Genomic DNA, 14,715 nt, shown 5'->3' on the forward strand with positions numbered 1-14,715 from the left:
GGTGTCCATTCTGGCGCTTTCGCGAGCAGGCTCGCTCCCACTTTTGAGTGTGTTCCAAGGTGGGAGTGTGCTGGTTCTTCAGCCGCGATCAATGTCGAGAGACCTACGAGTTTCTGTACCTGCGGTTGTGGGGCTTTCTTTGCGTCAATTGACTGCCAGGTTATCCCGAGCCCACTGTTCAGCCGTAGTGACCTGAATCGACTGCCGCTCGTTGAACGTCCCCGCTTTCGGCCACGACACGCCTCTGCCTTGGGCAAATACGGCGCGGTATTTTTTGATGTGGTGAGTGGGGTCTTTTTCCAGTTCCTGCATCAGGTACGGCACCGTCCAGACGTTACGCTTGAACGGCCGCCCCAGCACACGTTCTAGCAGGCTCGCCACCTGCCCATACGTCACCGTGTCGCCAGACAGGTAGACGATCTCATTGCGAAAGCGCGGTTCGAAGAAAACGATGTCCGCTGTCAGCTTGCCGATGTCCTCCGGTGTCGTGAGCGTCACGCTGGTTTCCAGGCTGCCCAAAGCGTTGACGGCGTCGTTCTCAAAGTCGACGACTTCAAATACCGGCTCGAACAGGAAGCTGGTGAACATGCCGGTCGAGATGATCACCCACTCGGTTTTATCCTGCGCGCGGAGCAACTCGCGCACGTCGAGTTGCGCATCGAACAAATCCTGCGGGCTGCCCCGGCCAATCACTTCGAAATCGACGCCAAACTGCCAGGGGAAGTAGCGCTTCACGCCGGACCTGAGCGCGGCTGTCGCCAGTTTCATCGGCGTTTCGCGGCCGGCGACCATGCCGGCGCAGCCTATGACGGTGTCGAATGCTGCGAACACTTCGGCCAGTTGATCGATGGAGTCGTTAACCAGATTTGCAGCGACAAACTCGATGCCCAGACTGCGCAGTTCATCGATTTCCAGTTTTTTCTCGGGGGCTTGCGTGTTGATGGTTGATTCTCTGAGCAGAACGCTGATGGAACTGCCGGGCGAGCGCTTGGCTACCCGCGCAAGATTGCGCAGCACCGGCAGGCCGAGTTCGCCGGCGCCGAGTACGAGAATGGATTGTGGGGAAGGGTGGGTCGCTGCGGTCATGATGTCTCCTGAGATCCGTCGTCTGTATGATTTGGCGATGCTGGCACGATTGCGCAGCGCTCAGAAGAAGGCACACGCGTGATACCAGGGGGACAAATGACCGATGAGGAAACCCTTAGCCAGGCAGAAGCGATCTGCCAGACGCTAAGACGAGACGATGATGGCGTGCGGCGCGAAGTCCTGGCTCACGCCGGTAGCCGCTGGTCACTGGGTATCCTGCATGCCCTGGGTGTGTACGGCACGATGCGTCATGCCGAGATCAAACGGCAAATGACGGGCGTGACTCAGCGCATGTTGACCAAGACGCTGCGGGCGCTGGAACGTGATGGTCTGTTGCTACGGCGGGAGTTGGATCAAGTGCCGCCCCATGTTGAGTATGAGCTGACGGCGTTGGGTATGGAGCTGTTGGTTCGTATGTCGCCGATTTGGACTTGGGTTGTGGAGCACGTCGATGATTTTCGCGAGGCGCGTCGGGTGTTTGATGGTCAGAGTGGGAGAAAGCCTGCTTGGCAGGTTCCGGTGGTGGGGCTGGTTGATTTGGATGGGTCTGATTGATTGGTTGCTTTGGTTCAGGCCATTGCCTGGAACGTTGCCAGTCTGTTGCCGGGTTTGGGGGGCTTGCGAGCAGAAGCAGCCCTCACCCCAGCCCTCTCCCGGGGGGAGAGGGGGCCGACCGAGGTGTCTTGCGGGGTACATCGACCTGGAAGACCTTGGTGATTATGGCTTTGGTGGAAGACCTTGGCGGTTATGGCTTTGATGAAAGACCTTCGATTTGGCTTTGTGAGCTTGGCCATTTTGGATTCAATGAAAGACGTTTAAGTCGGTGTAGCTTTCGAATGTCCCCGAATCGGTTCCCTCTCCCTTGGGAGAGGGCTAGGGTGAGGGGCTTTCCGTTCGGGACAGCAAGGTCTCGAGCCGGGCCAACGGTGGCGCGTGCTGACTGCGGTCAAACACCTGAATCCCAACCTTGAGCAAGCGCCCATTCTGCGCCGCACCAATCATTTGCTCACACCGCAACAACAACCGCCCCTGATCACATTCCATCGCCTTCATCCCCAGCGGCAATCGGCCCTCCAACCGCAACTCGGCCATACGACTTTGTCCCGCCAGTAGCGCAATCGAACGATCCCTTAAAACCCCACTGCTCTGCGTCATCAACCCCGCCACACGCACGGCCGCCGACATCGCCACGGCAATAATCGCCAGCGCCACCAGCACTTCAATCAGGGTGAAACCGGCCTCGCGGCGATTGACACGCATCAAGTCATCTCAAAGACAAAGAACAGCAATGTAAGCAACCAAGGTGACCAATTGCTGACCAAAGATCCCGTGCGGCCTTGGACCGTTGGTCGCTACTGTCAGATCTGACAGTAGCGACACGTTTAGAGGCTCTGTTTTGATGGATGTGGCTTGCCAGTCCATTGAGGTGTGACGCTGTGGACGGCCGGTCAATACCTGCCAGTTGGAAGTCTGTCGGTCGCTGGTGAAATCTATCGTAGTGAGGATTTAACCGATGAGACTTTTTATGGTTGTGTTTTTGTGCGTGTTGGCAGGCTGCAGCGCCCGATACAAACAGCCCGATGAATTCAACATCCAGCAAGCCGCAATCGACGGTGCGGCCACGGCGACCAAACTGCAGGCGCTTTACAACGACACCCGTATCGATTGTGGCGGACCTCGACGTCCTGCCTTTCTTTGTTCGGGCATCATGGGTAGAGCGACAGTGAAATCGACGGCATATCATGTCTGGAATCCGAGCCCGACCTCCGTGAGCCGCGGTGGCGTGTCCTGGTCCTGGTTGCGCCGCGATTCGACATTCCGAACGTTTCTGTACAACAACGGCTATTTTACCTACCCGATTTTCGACAGCCCGGCAGACAAGATCGATATCGATGTTTTCTGCGTTTTCCCGCTGAATGCCAGTACGAACGGGCGGACGGAAAATGGTTGCGGGAACGTTTCATCACAGCCACTGACCAGTCGCCCTTGTCATTTGTCAGGCATTACCACAGCCCAACAGTGGCTGAATAACTACCGCACCAACAATGCCCAATGCGGGTTCAATGTTCGCGAAACCACTTCGGGTGATCACTCGGCATCTGCCTATATCGAAGGTATTCGGGCAATGGCGCTGCTGGGGGGCACTTCGTTTCAGGGCTGGAACGAGATCGTCAGCGGCATCTGGCCGCAGAACATCCACAGAACCGTGCCACTGTGGGCCTTTTTCTATACGGGTAGCGGCTTATCTGATGCGCAATACAACCAGCGGGATTTTTATGCATCCGGTGGCATCGTCGCCCCGATCATCCGCGTGACGATGCCGGCGACGCAGGGAGGGAGCGCCAGCTTCCAGTTTTTCAGTGGTGAGCAGGTCGTGGGACGTTGGCAGCCAACTGAGCCTGCGAAGGCGGATTACGCCAAGGCTCTGTGAGTAGCAGCCTACTGGGCGGTGCCCGCCGGGGCACCGCTCGAATCTCTATTTCGTGACTGTTTCACCCGAGGATTTTCAACATCACTGACATATCTTCTTGCAACACTGCGCGTCGAATCGAATCAAGCCAGGGAATGTCGAGATGGATATCGCACCTTTCAAATCGCGTCAGCAACCGATGCGCGCGCCGCGTGGGCAGCAGGGTTTTACCCTGATCGAGATCATGGTGGTCGTGGTCATTCTGGGGATTCTCGCGGCGATGGTGGTGCCTAAAGTGCTCGACCGGCCGGATCAGGCGCGGGCGACGGCGGCGAAGCAGGATATTGGTGGGTTGATGCAGGCGTTGAAGCTGTATCGCCTCGATCACGGCACTTATCCGAGCATGAACCAGGGCCTGAAGGTGTTGGTTGAGCGGCCGGCGGATGCGAAGAACAGCAATTGGCGCTCGTACCTGGAGCGCTTGCCGAACGATCCGTGGGGGCGTCCTTATCAGTACCTCAACCCCGGCGCGAATGGCGAGATCGACATCTTTTCCCTCGGTGCCGACGGTCAGCCGGACGGCGATGGCGTGAATGCCGATATCGGTTCCTGGCAGTTGTAAGGCCGGCCATGAACAGCCGCTCGCCTGAGGGGGCGAAGCAACAGGGCATGGCGATTATCAGCGCGTTGCTGATTGCGGCCGTGGTGGCGGTGATTGCGGCGGGCATGTTGACGCGTCAGAGCGTGGCGACCCGGGCGCTGGAGGCGGATCAGCAGCGTGTGCAGGGCCGTTGGCTGGTGCAGGGTGGGTTGGAGATCAGCCGTCAATTGCTCTGGGACGCACGTCAGCGCGATCCGTTGACCCGGCTTGATCAGCCGTGGGCGCAGCGTCTCTCCGCGCAAGGTTTTGAAGGGAGGCTGGAGGATGAACAGGGCAAGTTCAACTTGCGCAACCTGGTCGCCAACGAGCGGGTTGATGAGGCGCAGGTGGCGGCGTTTCAGCGCTTGTGTGAGTTGATCGGGGTCAGTGCCGGGTTGAGTCAACGCATCAGTCAGCGGGTGATTGCTTCGTACCCGCGACTGCTGAATGCGCAGATTGCCGAGGCGCCGAAAAGCGGGCTCGACAGTGGCCGCGCCACCTCGCCAAACGCTTCACACAAACCGCAGAATCCGACAATGCCGATGCTGCGCAGCATTGATGATTTGCGCAGTGTCGACGGCGTGAATGAGGCGGTGATCGGCAAACTGGCGCCGTACCTGACGGTGATCCCCGCAACCACTTGGCTCAATGGCAACACTGCCACGGCGCCGGTTTTAGCCGCTTACGTGCCGGGGCTGTCGCTGGAGCGTGCCAATGCGCTGATCGCCGAGCGCGATGCCGGGCGCTGGTTTATCAACCGTGGCGATTTCGTTAATCGCCTGCGCATGCCGCAACTGGAGCTGACCAGCGTCAAGGTCGGCATCACCAGTGACTGGTTTCGCCTGCGCGGTGAGGCGCGGCGCGATCAGCGGCGGGTCAGTCTTGAGGCGTTGTTGCATCGCAGCGAGGACCGCTTGCCGCAGGTGATCTGGTCGCGGGTGGGCGTATGAGCCAGTTGAAAGTGGCGTTGCCGCCCTTGGCGGAGCTGGATCTGCACAGTCAATTGCTCTGCGCTTGGCTGGATCGTCAGGGACAGGTCACGCGGGAAGAACGCCTCAGTCTGAGCCAGTTGAGTCAGCAGTCGAAACTACCGTCGCTGCTGTGTTTTCTGCATCCGGTTGACAGCCTGTTGGCGAGTCTCGATTTACCGCCGTTGCCCGCCAACAAGATTGTCGCGGCGGTGCAGTGTGCGGCGCAGGCCTTGATGCTTGGGGATAGCAGCGAGATGCACATCGCGCACAGCTCGCGGGATGAGGCCGGCCAGGTGCAGATCGCTTGGGCGCCTCGACAACAGTTATTAGGTTTTGGCCAGTTGCTGAAAAGCGCTGGGTTGAACCTGCGTGGTCTCTACCCGGCGCCGTACTGTTTGCCGGTGTTGCCCGGCACCGTCGCTTGCGTGCAGGACGGGCATTTGTTGCTGCGTGATAGCGTGCAAGCGGCGCGGGTGCAGCCGTTGTTCGATGACGGTTTCGACGGTGTTATGTGGGAACCGGGCAGCACGTTGCATTGGATCGGTGAGCAACCGCCGCCGGGCGCTGAATTGCCGATGAGCGATGCGCAGCGTTGGACTGGGCCGTTGCCCGGTTGGGGTCTGCATGGCGCCGTGCAAACGCAAAACACCGAGCATCACGGCTGGGGCAGGGCGATCGCCCTGTCAGCGTTGGCCGTGGCCATTTGGGTGATCGGTTTGAACCTGTATGCCGCCCGCGAAGCCGGGCAGGGCCAGCAACTGAAAACCCAGATGAACCTGCGGGTAAAGCAGGCGTTCCCCGAGTTGCCGGTGATCCTCAACCCGTTGCAACAGGCCCGTCAGCAACTGGCGGCGCGGCAGAAGGGCGCGGCGGATGATCCGGCGCAGACCTTCAATCGTCTGGTGTTGCAGGCCGGCAGCGGCATGCCTTCGATGGCCGGCAGTGTCGAGCGGTTGGCGTTTGTCGATGGCGTCTTGCAACTGAGTCTGCTGAGTGAAGCCCGTCGCGGCGGCAATGATCAGGAGTGGCAAAGCACCTTGGCCCAGGCCGGTATCAGCGTGACGGCAGACGACGAGGGCTGGACCTTGCGTCCGGCCACTGAAGCCACCTCAAGTGAAAGCGACGACAGCGGCGGAGCAGAAGAAGATGAATAAGGCCTCGCTCGCGCTCTATCGCGCCAAGTGGCAACGCTTTAACGCCCAGTTGCAGGCCCGTTGGCAGCCGTTGGCCTTGCGTGAAAAACGCATGGTCGCCGGCATGGCCGTTGCGCTGGTCGGCCTGCTGTTGTGGGTTGCGCTGATCCAGCCACCGCTGAAGAAAATTGCTTATTGGGAAGCCGAGACGCCAAAGCTGCGCGCCCAGACCGAAGCGTTGGAAGTATTGCTGCGCGAAGTCAGCGTGCGTCCCACCGGGCAAAGCGTGGCGCAGTCGCTGGAGCAGACCCTGCAGGCCAGTGGCTTGGCGGGGCATTACCAACTACAGGAGGCACAGGGCGCTTGGCAGTTGACCTTCGACGCGGCGCCGGCCGACGCCGTGCTCGACTGGCTGTTGAGCAACCCGGCACAACTTTCTCTGCAAGTGGTCGAGGCCCGTTTGCAACGCGCAGACAACCCCTCGACCGAAGTCACCGCCGGCACTTTGTCAGGCACCGTTCGCATGGATCAGGCGCTGGGCGCTAAGGAAGCTTCATGAAGGGGTCAGGATCCAAACCGGCACGTCTGGCGTTGCCGATGTTGCTGATGGCGTTGAGCGCGTGCAGCAACACCAGCACAACGCAAAACCAGCCGCCATTGCTGGTCGACAGTGAGCTCGGTCGGCCGCTGGCCAAAACCCAGCGCAGCGGCGACGCGGTGCTCGATCGCGAGCGCGCGCAGGCTCAGGCGCGACCCGTGCCGAAGCAATTACACAACATCACCAAGAGTGCGCGCAGCGGAGCAGCGGCGTCGGGCATTGCCTTGCCGAGCAATCCTTTGGGTGATCAACCGGTGACGCTGAATTTTGTCGACGCCGATATTCAAGCGGTGGTGCGGGCGTTGTCGCGGTCGACTGGTCAGCAGTTTTTGGTCGACCCTCGGGTGAAGGGCACACTGACCTTGGTCTCTGAGGGACAAGTGCCGGCGCGGCAGGCTTACGATATGTTGCTGGCGGCGTTGCGCATGCAGGGTTTCAGTGTGGTCGATGTTGGCGGTGTGGCGCAGGTGGTGCCGGAGGCTGATGCGAAGCTGCTTGGCGGGCCGATTTACAGTGCCGACAAACCGGCGGGCAACGGCATGCTCACGCGCACGTTTCGTCTGCAATACGAGAACGCAGTCAACCTGATTCCGGTGCTGCGGCCGATCGTTTCGCCGAACAATCCGATCAACGCCTATCCGGGCAATAACACCATCGTCATCACCGATTACGCCGAGAACCTGACCCGCGTTGCGCAGTTGATCGCGAGCATTGATTCGCCGAGTGCGATCGACACCGATGTGGTGCAGATCCAGAACGGCATCGCCGCTGACATCGCGCCGATGGTCGCGGATTTGCTCGATGCGCCGGGCAACGATCCGACGCAGAAAATCGCGGTGATCGGTGACCCGCGTTCCAACACCATCATCATTCGCGCCGGCAGCCCGGAGCGTACCGAGCTGGCGCGCAACCTGATCTACAAACTCGACAACGCGCAGAGCAATCCGAGCAATTTGCATGTGGTTTATCTGCGTAATGCGCAAGCGGCAAAACTGGCGCAGGCCTTGCGCGGTTTGCTCACCGGCGAGAGCGACAGCGGCACCAGCGACAGTGCGCGTTCGGTGCTCAGTGCCATGGGCGCAAGTACCGGCGGCAGCGCTGGGCAGAATGGCCAGAGCGGCACGCAAACCAGCGGCACTACATCGACTAACAGCAGCGGCAGCACGGGCGGCAGTTACGCGCAGGGCAGCAGTGGCAGCACAACCGGCAGCGGCGGTACGCAGAACAGCGATCAGAACGTCGCCTTCAGTGCCGGCGGCGTGACCATTCAGGCTGACGCCACCACCAACACTTTGCTGATTTCCGCGCCGGAGCCGTTGTATCGCAACCTGCGTGAAGTCATCGACTTGCTCGACCAACGCCGCGCACAAGTGGTGATCGAAAGCCTGATCGTCGAAGTCGGCGAGGACGATGCCAGCGAATTTGGTGTGCAATGGCAGACCGGCAATCTCGGCGGCAACGGCGTGATCGGCGGGGCCAATCTGGGTGGTTCGGGGATCAACGTCAACGGCAAGACCAGCATCGATGTGCTGCCGCAAGGCTTGAACCTGGGCTACGTCAACGGCACCGTCGACATTCCCGGGATCGGCAAGATTCTCGACCTGAAAGTGCTGGCCCGGGCGTTGAAGAGCAAGGGCGGCACCAACGTGTTGTCGACGCCGAACCTGCTGACCCTCGACAACGAAGCGGCGAGTATTTTTGTGGGTCAGACCATTCCGTTTGTCAGTGGCAGTTACGTGACTGGCGGTGGCGGTACCAGTAATAACCCGTTCCAGACCGTGACCCGTGAAGAGGTCGGTTTGAAGCTCAATGTGCGCCCGCAGATTTCCGAGGGCGGTACGGTCAAGCTTGATATCTATCAGGAAGTCAGCAGCATTGATGAGCGGGCTTCGGCCAGTGCCAATTCGGCGGGGATTGTCACCAACAAACGGGCGATCGATACCAGCATTCTGCTCGATGACGGCCAGATTATGGTGCTCGGCGGGTTGCTGCAGGACGGCTACAGCCAGAGTAACGACGCGGTGCCATGGCTGGGCAGCCTGCCGGGCATCGGCGCGCTGTTTCGCAACGAACGCCGAGCGATCACCAAGACCAACCTGATGGTGTTTTTGCGCCCGTACATCATCCGCGACAGCGAAGCGGGGCGCAGCATCACCCTCAATCGCTATGACTTCATGCGCCGCGCACAAGGTGGTTTGCAGCCGGAGCGCAGCTGGGCGATGCCAGACATGCAGGCGCCGCAGTTGCCGACGGCGGCGCAGGGGGTTCCAAGTTCGGTTCCGGCTTCGGGCCCCCGTGCGACCATCAAAGCCGTGCCGATTGAGGGAGGCCCGCGTCTGTGAGTCTCTTGCCTTACGCCTGGGCCAAGGCGCAGCGGATTCTGTTGTGCGATGGCGTGCTGACGGTGTGTCCGTCAACGCCGGGCTGGTCGATCAGCGAAGCGCGGCGCCAATTCGGCGCGACCACCATACAACGCGTGCGCGATGACGAACTCGACGGCTTGCTCGCCGCTGCCTATGCCGACACCGGCAGTGCCGCCGCTGTGGTCGGTGCGGCGGAAAACGAAGTCGACCTCGATCGCCTGATGCAGGACATGCCGGAAATCACCGACCTGCTCGACACCCAGGACGGCGCGCCGGTGATTCGCATGATCAACGCCTTGCTCACCCAAGCGGCGCGCGACGAGGCCAGCGACATTCACATCGAACCGTTCGAAACCCATTCAGTGGTGCGCTATCGCGTCGACGGCACGCTGCGTGACGTGGTCTCGCCGCGCAAGGCTTTACATGGCGCACTGGTGTCGCGGATCAAGATCATGGCCCAGCTCGACATCGCCGAAAAACGCCTGCCGCAGGACGGTCGCATTGCTTTGCGCGTGGCCGGGCGGCCGATCGATATTCGCGTTTCAACGGTGCCGACCGGGCATGGCGAAAGGGTGGTCATGCGTCTGCTCGACAAACAGGCCGGGCGCTTGCATCTGGAAACGCTGGGCATGGACGCGCAGGTGCTGGCCAAACTCGATCACCTGATCCGCCAGCCCCACGGCATCGTGCTGGTCACCGGCCCGACCGGCAGCGGCAAGACCACCAGCCTCTACGCCGCACTGGCCCGGCTCGATGCGAGCACCAGCAACATCCTTACTGTTGAAGACCCGGTGGAGTACGACCTGCCGGGCATCAGCCAGATTCAGGTCAACGCCAAGATCGACATGACCTTTGCCCTGGCACTGCGGGCGATCCTGCGCCAGGACCCGGACATCATCATGATCGGCGAAATCCGCGATCTCGAAACCGCACAAATCGCCGTGCAGGCTTCGTTGACCGGTCACTTGGTGCTGGCAACCTTGCACACCAACGACGCGGTGTCGGCGGTCAACCGCTTGATCGACATGGGCGTCGAACCGTTTCTGCTGGCGTCTTCAATGCTTGGGGTTTTGGCGCAGCGACTGGTGAGGCGGCTGTGCAATCAGTGCAAGCAGGAAGACCCGGCGACACCCGGCACTTGGCGCCCGGTCGGCTGTGCAGCGTGCAATCAAACCGGTTACAGCGGCCGCACCGGCATCCACGAATTGTTCTGCATCGACGACGACATCCGTACCCTGATCCACCAAGGGGCAGGCGAGCAGGCCTTGCGCGCATCAGCCGCCAAGGCCGGGATGTTCAGTCTGCGTGAGGACGGTGAGCGCTGGATCCGCAGCGGCGCCACCGCGCCTGAAGAAATCCTCCGTGTGACACGGGACGCCTGATGAATCGCTATCGTTTTGAAGCCGCCGACGCGACCGGCAAGATTGAGTCCGGGCACCTTGAGGCCGACAGCCAAGGCGCGGCGTTCAGCGTTTTACGCGGGCGCGGTTTGACCGCGTTGTCGGTGCACAAGGAAAGCAACGTTGCCCAGCACGGCGGTGGTGGATTGTTCAGCGCCAAACTCTCGGACAACGATCTGGCCTGGGCCACGCGGCAACTGGCGAGTCTGTTGGGCGCGAGTCTGCCATTGGAGGCAGCGCTGAGTGCCACGGTCGAGCAGGCCGAGAAAAAGCACATCGCCCACACCCTCAGCGCCGTGCGTGCGGATGTGCGCAGTGGCATGCGTCTGGCGGAATCGCTGGCGGCGCGGCCACGGGATTTTCCCGAGATCTATCGCGCGTTGATTGCGGCGGGTGAGGAGTCCGGTGATCTGGCGCAGGTCATGGAGCGGCTGGCCGACTACATCGAAGAACGCAACAACCTGCGCGGCAAGATTCTCACCGCGTTTATCTATCCCGGTGTGGTCGGGCTGGTGTCGATCGGCATTGTGATTTTCCTGCTCAGTTACGTGGTGCCGCAGGTGGTGAGTGCGTTTTCTCAAGCGCGGCAGGACTTGCCGGGGCTGACCTTGGCGATGCTCAACGCCAGTGATTTCATCCGCAGTTGGGGCTGGCTGTGCGCAGCGATCATGGCCGGCGCGTTTTGGAGCTGGCGCCTGTATCTACGCAATCCGGCGGCGCGTTTGAGTTGGCATCATCGGGTGCTCAAGTTTCCGTTATTCGGGCGTTTTATCCTTGGCCTGAACACCGCACGTTTCGCCTCGACGCTGGCGATTCTCGGCGGCGCCGGGGTGCCGCTCTTGCGTGCGCTGGAGGCGGCGCGGCAGACCTTGTCCAACGACCGCTTGAGTTTGAGTGTCACTGAGGCCACGGCGAAGGTGCGCGAAGGGGTCAACCTTGCCGCTGCATTACGGGTGGAGAACGTATTCCCGCCAGTGCTGATTCATCTGATCGCCAGCGGTGAGAAAACCGGATCGCTGCCACCAATGCTTGAGCGCGCTGCGCAGACGTTGTCCCGTGATATCGAACGCCGGGCAATGGGCATGACCGCGCTGCTGGAGCCGCTGATGATTGTGGTGATGGGCGGGGTGGTGCTGGTGATTGTGATGGCGGTGTTGTTGCCGATCATTGAGATCAATCAACTGGTCCAGTAGCCGTGTATCTGATGTCATGGTGGTGGCTGGGCTGGCCCCTTCGCGAGCAAGCTCGCTCCCACAGGGGGAACGCATTTCAAATGTGGGAGCGAGCTTGCTCGCGAAGGGGCCAGTCAGGGTAATAAATAATCCAGATTTTTTTCCAAACCATTGGCATCACCCGACCCTCGATTCCGCCATCCTCGGGTTCTCCTTTCTGTCATCTGCAACCACCCGCTACCGCCTCCAGCCCGATTCTGCCAAACCCCCGATCCAGACACTGCGCAGCAGCCGACAAACACCCGAGAAAATCCCTTCGGAAACAGCTCTCAGCTCCCGAGGTTTTTTCCTTTATCTGTCACCGGAAACTGCGAATTTCTCAGTGCGACTTAACCAAGGCCAACGCTAGCGAGGGCCCCGGTGAGTCCTCCCAGTGTCATGCAAGTCACCCGAAAACCTGTGTTCCCAAACCTAGTTGAAAAGGAGATTCTTCATGTTCAAGCGCACTCTGATCGCAGCTTCCCTGACCGTCGCCGCTCTGGCTTCCGCTCAAGCCATGGCCGTTACCGGTGGTGGTGCAACGCTGCCTGCCGCTCTGTACAAAGGCTCTGCCGACAGCATCCTGCCAGCCAACTTCTCCTACGCCGCTGTAGGTAGCGGCGCTGGTAAAACGGCGTTCCTGACCAACGTTGCCACTGGCTTTGGCGCCACCGGCACCGTGCACTTCGCCGGTAGCGACTCGGTACTCAGCGCTTCGGACATCAGCACCTACAACAGCGCTTTCGGTGCTTCGTACGGTCCGCTGATCCAACTGCCGTCGGTGGCCACTTCGGTTGCCATCCCTTACAAAAAATCCGGTCAGACGGCTCTGAACCTGACCAGCGCGCAACTGTGCGACGCCTTCTCGGGCACCGTGACCACTTGGGGCGGCCTGCTGGGCACTGCTGACACCACGCCCATCCGCATCGTTTATCGCAACGTTTCCAGCGGCACTTCGGAAATCCTCACCCGTCACCTGAACGCTGTGTGCCCAACCAAGTTCACCACCAACTCGACGTTCGTCAACGCCCGTCCAGCCGGTTCGACCCTGCCGTCGAACTGGGTCGGCGTCGCTGGCACTGCTGACGTGGCGCCTACCGTTGCAGCCGTTGATGGTTCGCTCGGTTATGTCGGTCCGGACGGCGTGGACGCCACCAGCAACGCCCTGGTTTCGCGCATCAACAACGTACAGCCAACCTCGGCCAACGTTGCCCTGGCACTGGCTTCGGTAACTCCACCGGCGACCGCTGCTCTGGCCGCTGACCCGACTCGCTGGTCGCCAGTGGTGGCTAACCCGGCCATCGGTTACAAACTGGCTGCCTACACCAACCTCATCGTCGGTCAGTGCTACAAGGATGCAGCCGTGGCCAACGACGTGAAGGCGTTCCTGACCACTCACTACAACACCACCACCAACGACCTGGCCGTCAAGAACCACGGTTTCGTGACTGTGCCATCGGCCTGGAAAACCAAGGTGTATGAGACCTTCGTTTCCAACGCTACCGGTTACAACCTGAACATCAACAACACCAGCGTCTGCAACACCATCGGTCGTCCTTTGTAAGGCGCCCGATTCACACCGCAACACGAATGGCAGCCCCTCGGGGTTGCCATTTTTTTTGCCTCCCGGTTTACGGGGCATTCGATAAGGAGATTGAACATGTACAAACACAATGCAAAGGTTGCGCTGCTGTCGGCGGCGCTGATGTCGGGTCACGCGTTGGCGGTGACCGGTGGCGGGGCGACGTTGCCTGCCGCGCTGTACAAGGGCTCGGCCAACAGCATTTTGCCCGCCAGTTTCAGCTACGCCGGTGTTGGCAGCGGGGCAGGCAAAGTGGCGTTTTTGAGCAACAACGCTGCGCCGTTCGGTACTACAGGCACTGTGCATTTCACTGGCAGCGATTCGATCCTGACGGCAAGCGAAATCAGCCAATACCAGAGCGCTTTTAACGCCAGTTATGGCCCGCTGATTCAACTGCCATCCGTTGGCACTGCAATCGCCGTGTCCTATAAGAAAAGCGGTATCAGCAATCTCAATCTGACGAGCAGCCAGTTGTGCAGGGCGCTGTCGGGTGAGGCTCCAACGTGGGGGCTGCTACTGGGGACTGCCGACACCACACCGATTCGCGTGGTCTACCGGAACAACGCCAGCGGCACCTCGGAAATCCTCACTCGCCATCTCAACTCTGTTTGCCCGGTTAAGTTCTCGACCAATTCCCTGTTCACTGCGGCGCGCCAGCCGTCAGGTTCGACAGTGCCGAGCAACTGGGTCGGCGTGTCGAGCGACAGTGATGTCCTGCCTACGATCAATCAGGTCGACGGCTCAATCGGTTACTCCGGCCCGGACGGTGTACTGGTGAGCGATAACACTGTCGTTGCGCGTCTTAATGGTGTGTTGCCAACCCTGATCAACGTCGCGCTCGGACTGTCGTCGGTTGCGCCACCGGCGTCAGCGTCTCAGGCAGCCAATCCCGCCAATTGGTCGCCCGTGGTGGCGAACCCTGTCAACGGCTACAAAATGGTCGCCTACAGCAATTTGATCATCGGGCAGTGCTACAGGGATGCCAACGTGGCCAACGAGATTCGTGCCTTCCTGACCACCCACTACAGCAATCCTGGCAACAATGCCGCGGTGGTGGCGCACAAGTTACTGGTGATGCCACTGAGCTGGAAAAACGCCGTCACTGCCAACTTCATCACCAACACCACCGGCAACAACCTCGACATCAACAACCCGGCCGTGTGCAACGGCATCGGTCGTCCTCTTTAAAAGTGACTGCCGCCAAACCGATGGCAGCCCCATATAGGGCTGCCATTTTTTTTGAAGGCGCAGAACGGCCCGGCGCGAATACTCCCCCAACATGAAGTTTGTGTGACATCCGTTCGGTCGCGACCGCCGCCAA

At 60.5% G+C, this 14,715-nt stretch carries 13 protein-coding genes; 11 read left to right on the top strand and 2 right to left on the bottom strand.

What is annotated here, in order from left to right; genetic code table 11:
• Window positions 1-144: 144 nt before the first annotated feature.
• Window positions 145-1,086, bottom strand: a complete 942-nt coding sequence (locus CLU80_RS26445; RefSeq protein ID WP_099758869.1) for an aromatic alcohol reductase — start codon at window positions 1,084-1,086, stop codon at window positions 145-147.
• 96 nt (window positions 1,087-1,182) lie between these two features.
• Here CLU80_RS26445 and CLU80_RS26450 point away from each other — a divergent pair, with 96 nt between their 5' ends.
• Window positions 1,183-1,641: a winged helix-turn-helix transcriptional regulator gene (locus CLU80_RS26450; protein WP_099758870.1), complete on the top strand. Its 459-nt coding sequence runs from the start codon at window positions 1,183-1,185 to the stop codon at window positions 1,639-1,641.
• A 318-nt stretch (window positions 1,642-1,959) separates the two neighbouring features.
• Here CLU80_RS26450 and gspI read toward each other — a convergent pair whose 3' ends face one another.
• Window positions 1,960-2,346, bottom strand: coding sequence for a type II secretion system minor pseudopilin GspI (gene gspI / locus CLU80_RS26455; protein ID WP_099758871.1), 387 nt, complete (start codon window positions 2,344-2,346; stop codon window positions 1,960-1,962).
• 253 nt (window positions 2,347-2,599) lie between these two features.
• Here gspI and CLU80_RS26460 point away from each other — a divergent pair, with 253 nt between their 5' ends.
• The 10 genes from CLU80_RS26460 to CLU80_RS26510 all read left to right on the top strand — a co-directional run bounded on the left by CLU80_RS26460 (window position 2,600) and on the right by CLU80_RS26510 (window position 14,582).
• Entirely contained in the window at window positions 2,600-3,517 is a 918-nt protein-coding gene (locus tag CLU80_RS26460; RefSeq protein ID WP_147307392.1) for a hypothetical protein, read from the top strand.
• Window positions 3,518-3,659: 142 nt separating this feature from the next.
• Window positions 3,660-4,118 carry a type II secretion system major pseudopilin GspG gene (gene gspG, locus CLU80_RS26465; protein ID WP_016985716.1) on the top strand — a complete coding sequence of 153 codons (459 nt, stop codon included), beginning with the start codon at window positions 3,660-3,662 and terminating at the stop codon, window positions 4,116-4,118.
• Between the two features lie 8 nt (window positions 4,119-4,126).
• Window positions 4,127-5,086, top strand: coding sequence for a type II secretion system minor pseudopilin GspK (gspK, locus tag CLU80_RS26470; RefSeq protein ID WP_099758873.1), 960 nt, complete (start codon window positions 4,127-4,129; stop codon window positions 5,084-5,086).
• Entirely contained in the window at window positions 5,083-6,261 is a 1,179-nt protein-coding gene (gene gspL, locus CLU80_RS26475; protein ID WP_099758874.1) for a type II secretion system protein GspL, read from the top strand. The genes gspK and gspL overlap by 4 nt, the downstream gene beginning before the upstream one ends.
• Window positions 6,254-6,799 (top strand): type II secretion system protein GspM, encoded by a 546-nt coding sequence (gene gspM, locus CLU80_RS26480; protein ID WP_099758875.1) that lies wholly within the window; start codon window positions 6,254-6,256, stop codon window positions 6,797-6,799. The genes gspL and gspM overlap by 8 nt, the downstream gene beginning before the upstream one ends.
• Complete coding sequence (gene gspD / locus CLU80_RS26485; protein ID WP_099758876.1) at window positions 6,796-9,180, top strand: type II secretion system secretin GspD; 2,385 nt, start codon at window positions 6,796-6,798, stop codon at window positions 9,178-9,180. Before gspM ends, gspD begins: the two co-directional genes overlap by 4 nt.
• Window positions 9,177-10,583 carry a type II secretion system ATPase GspE gene (gene gspE, locus CLU80_RS26490; RefSeq protein ID WP_099758877.1) on the top strand — a complete coding sequence of 469 codons (1,407 nt, stop codon included), beginning with the start codon at window positions 9,177-9,179 and terminating at the stop codon, window positions 10,581-10,583. Before gspD ends, gspE begins: the two co-directional genes overlap by 4 nt.
• Window positions 10,583-11,794, top strand: coding sequence for a type II secretion system inner membrane protein GspF (gspF, locus tag CLU80_RS26495; protein ID WP_099758878.1), 1,212 nt, complete (start codon window positions 10,583-10,585; stop codon window positions 11,792-11,794). The genes gspE and gspF overlap by 1 nt, the downstream gene beginning before the upstream one ends.
• Window positions 11,795-12,266: 472 nt before the next feature.
• Complete coding sequence (locus tag CLU80_RS26505) at window positions 12,267-13,376, top strand: substrate-binding domain-containing protein (RefSeq protein ID WP_099758879.1); 1,110 nt, start codon at window positions 12,267-12,269, stop codon at window positions 13,374-13,376.
• A 96-nt stretch (window positions 13,377-13,472) separates the two neighbouring features.
• Window positions 13,473-14,582: a substrate-binding domain-containing protein gene (locus CLU80_RS26510; protein ID WP_099758880.1), complete on the top strand. Its 1,110-nt coding sequence runs from the start codon at window positions 13,473-13,475 to the stop codon at window positions 14,580-14,582.
• Window positions 14,583-14,715 lie beyond the last annotated feature (133 nt).

This window comes from Pseudomonas sp. 29 (assembly GCF_002754355.1).
In the GTDB taxonomy this organism is placed as follows: Bacteria; Pseudomonadota; Gammaproteobacteria; order Pseudomonadales; family Pseudomonadaceae; genus Aquipseudomonas; species Aquipseudomonas neuropathica.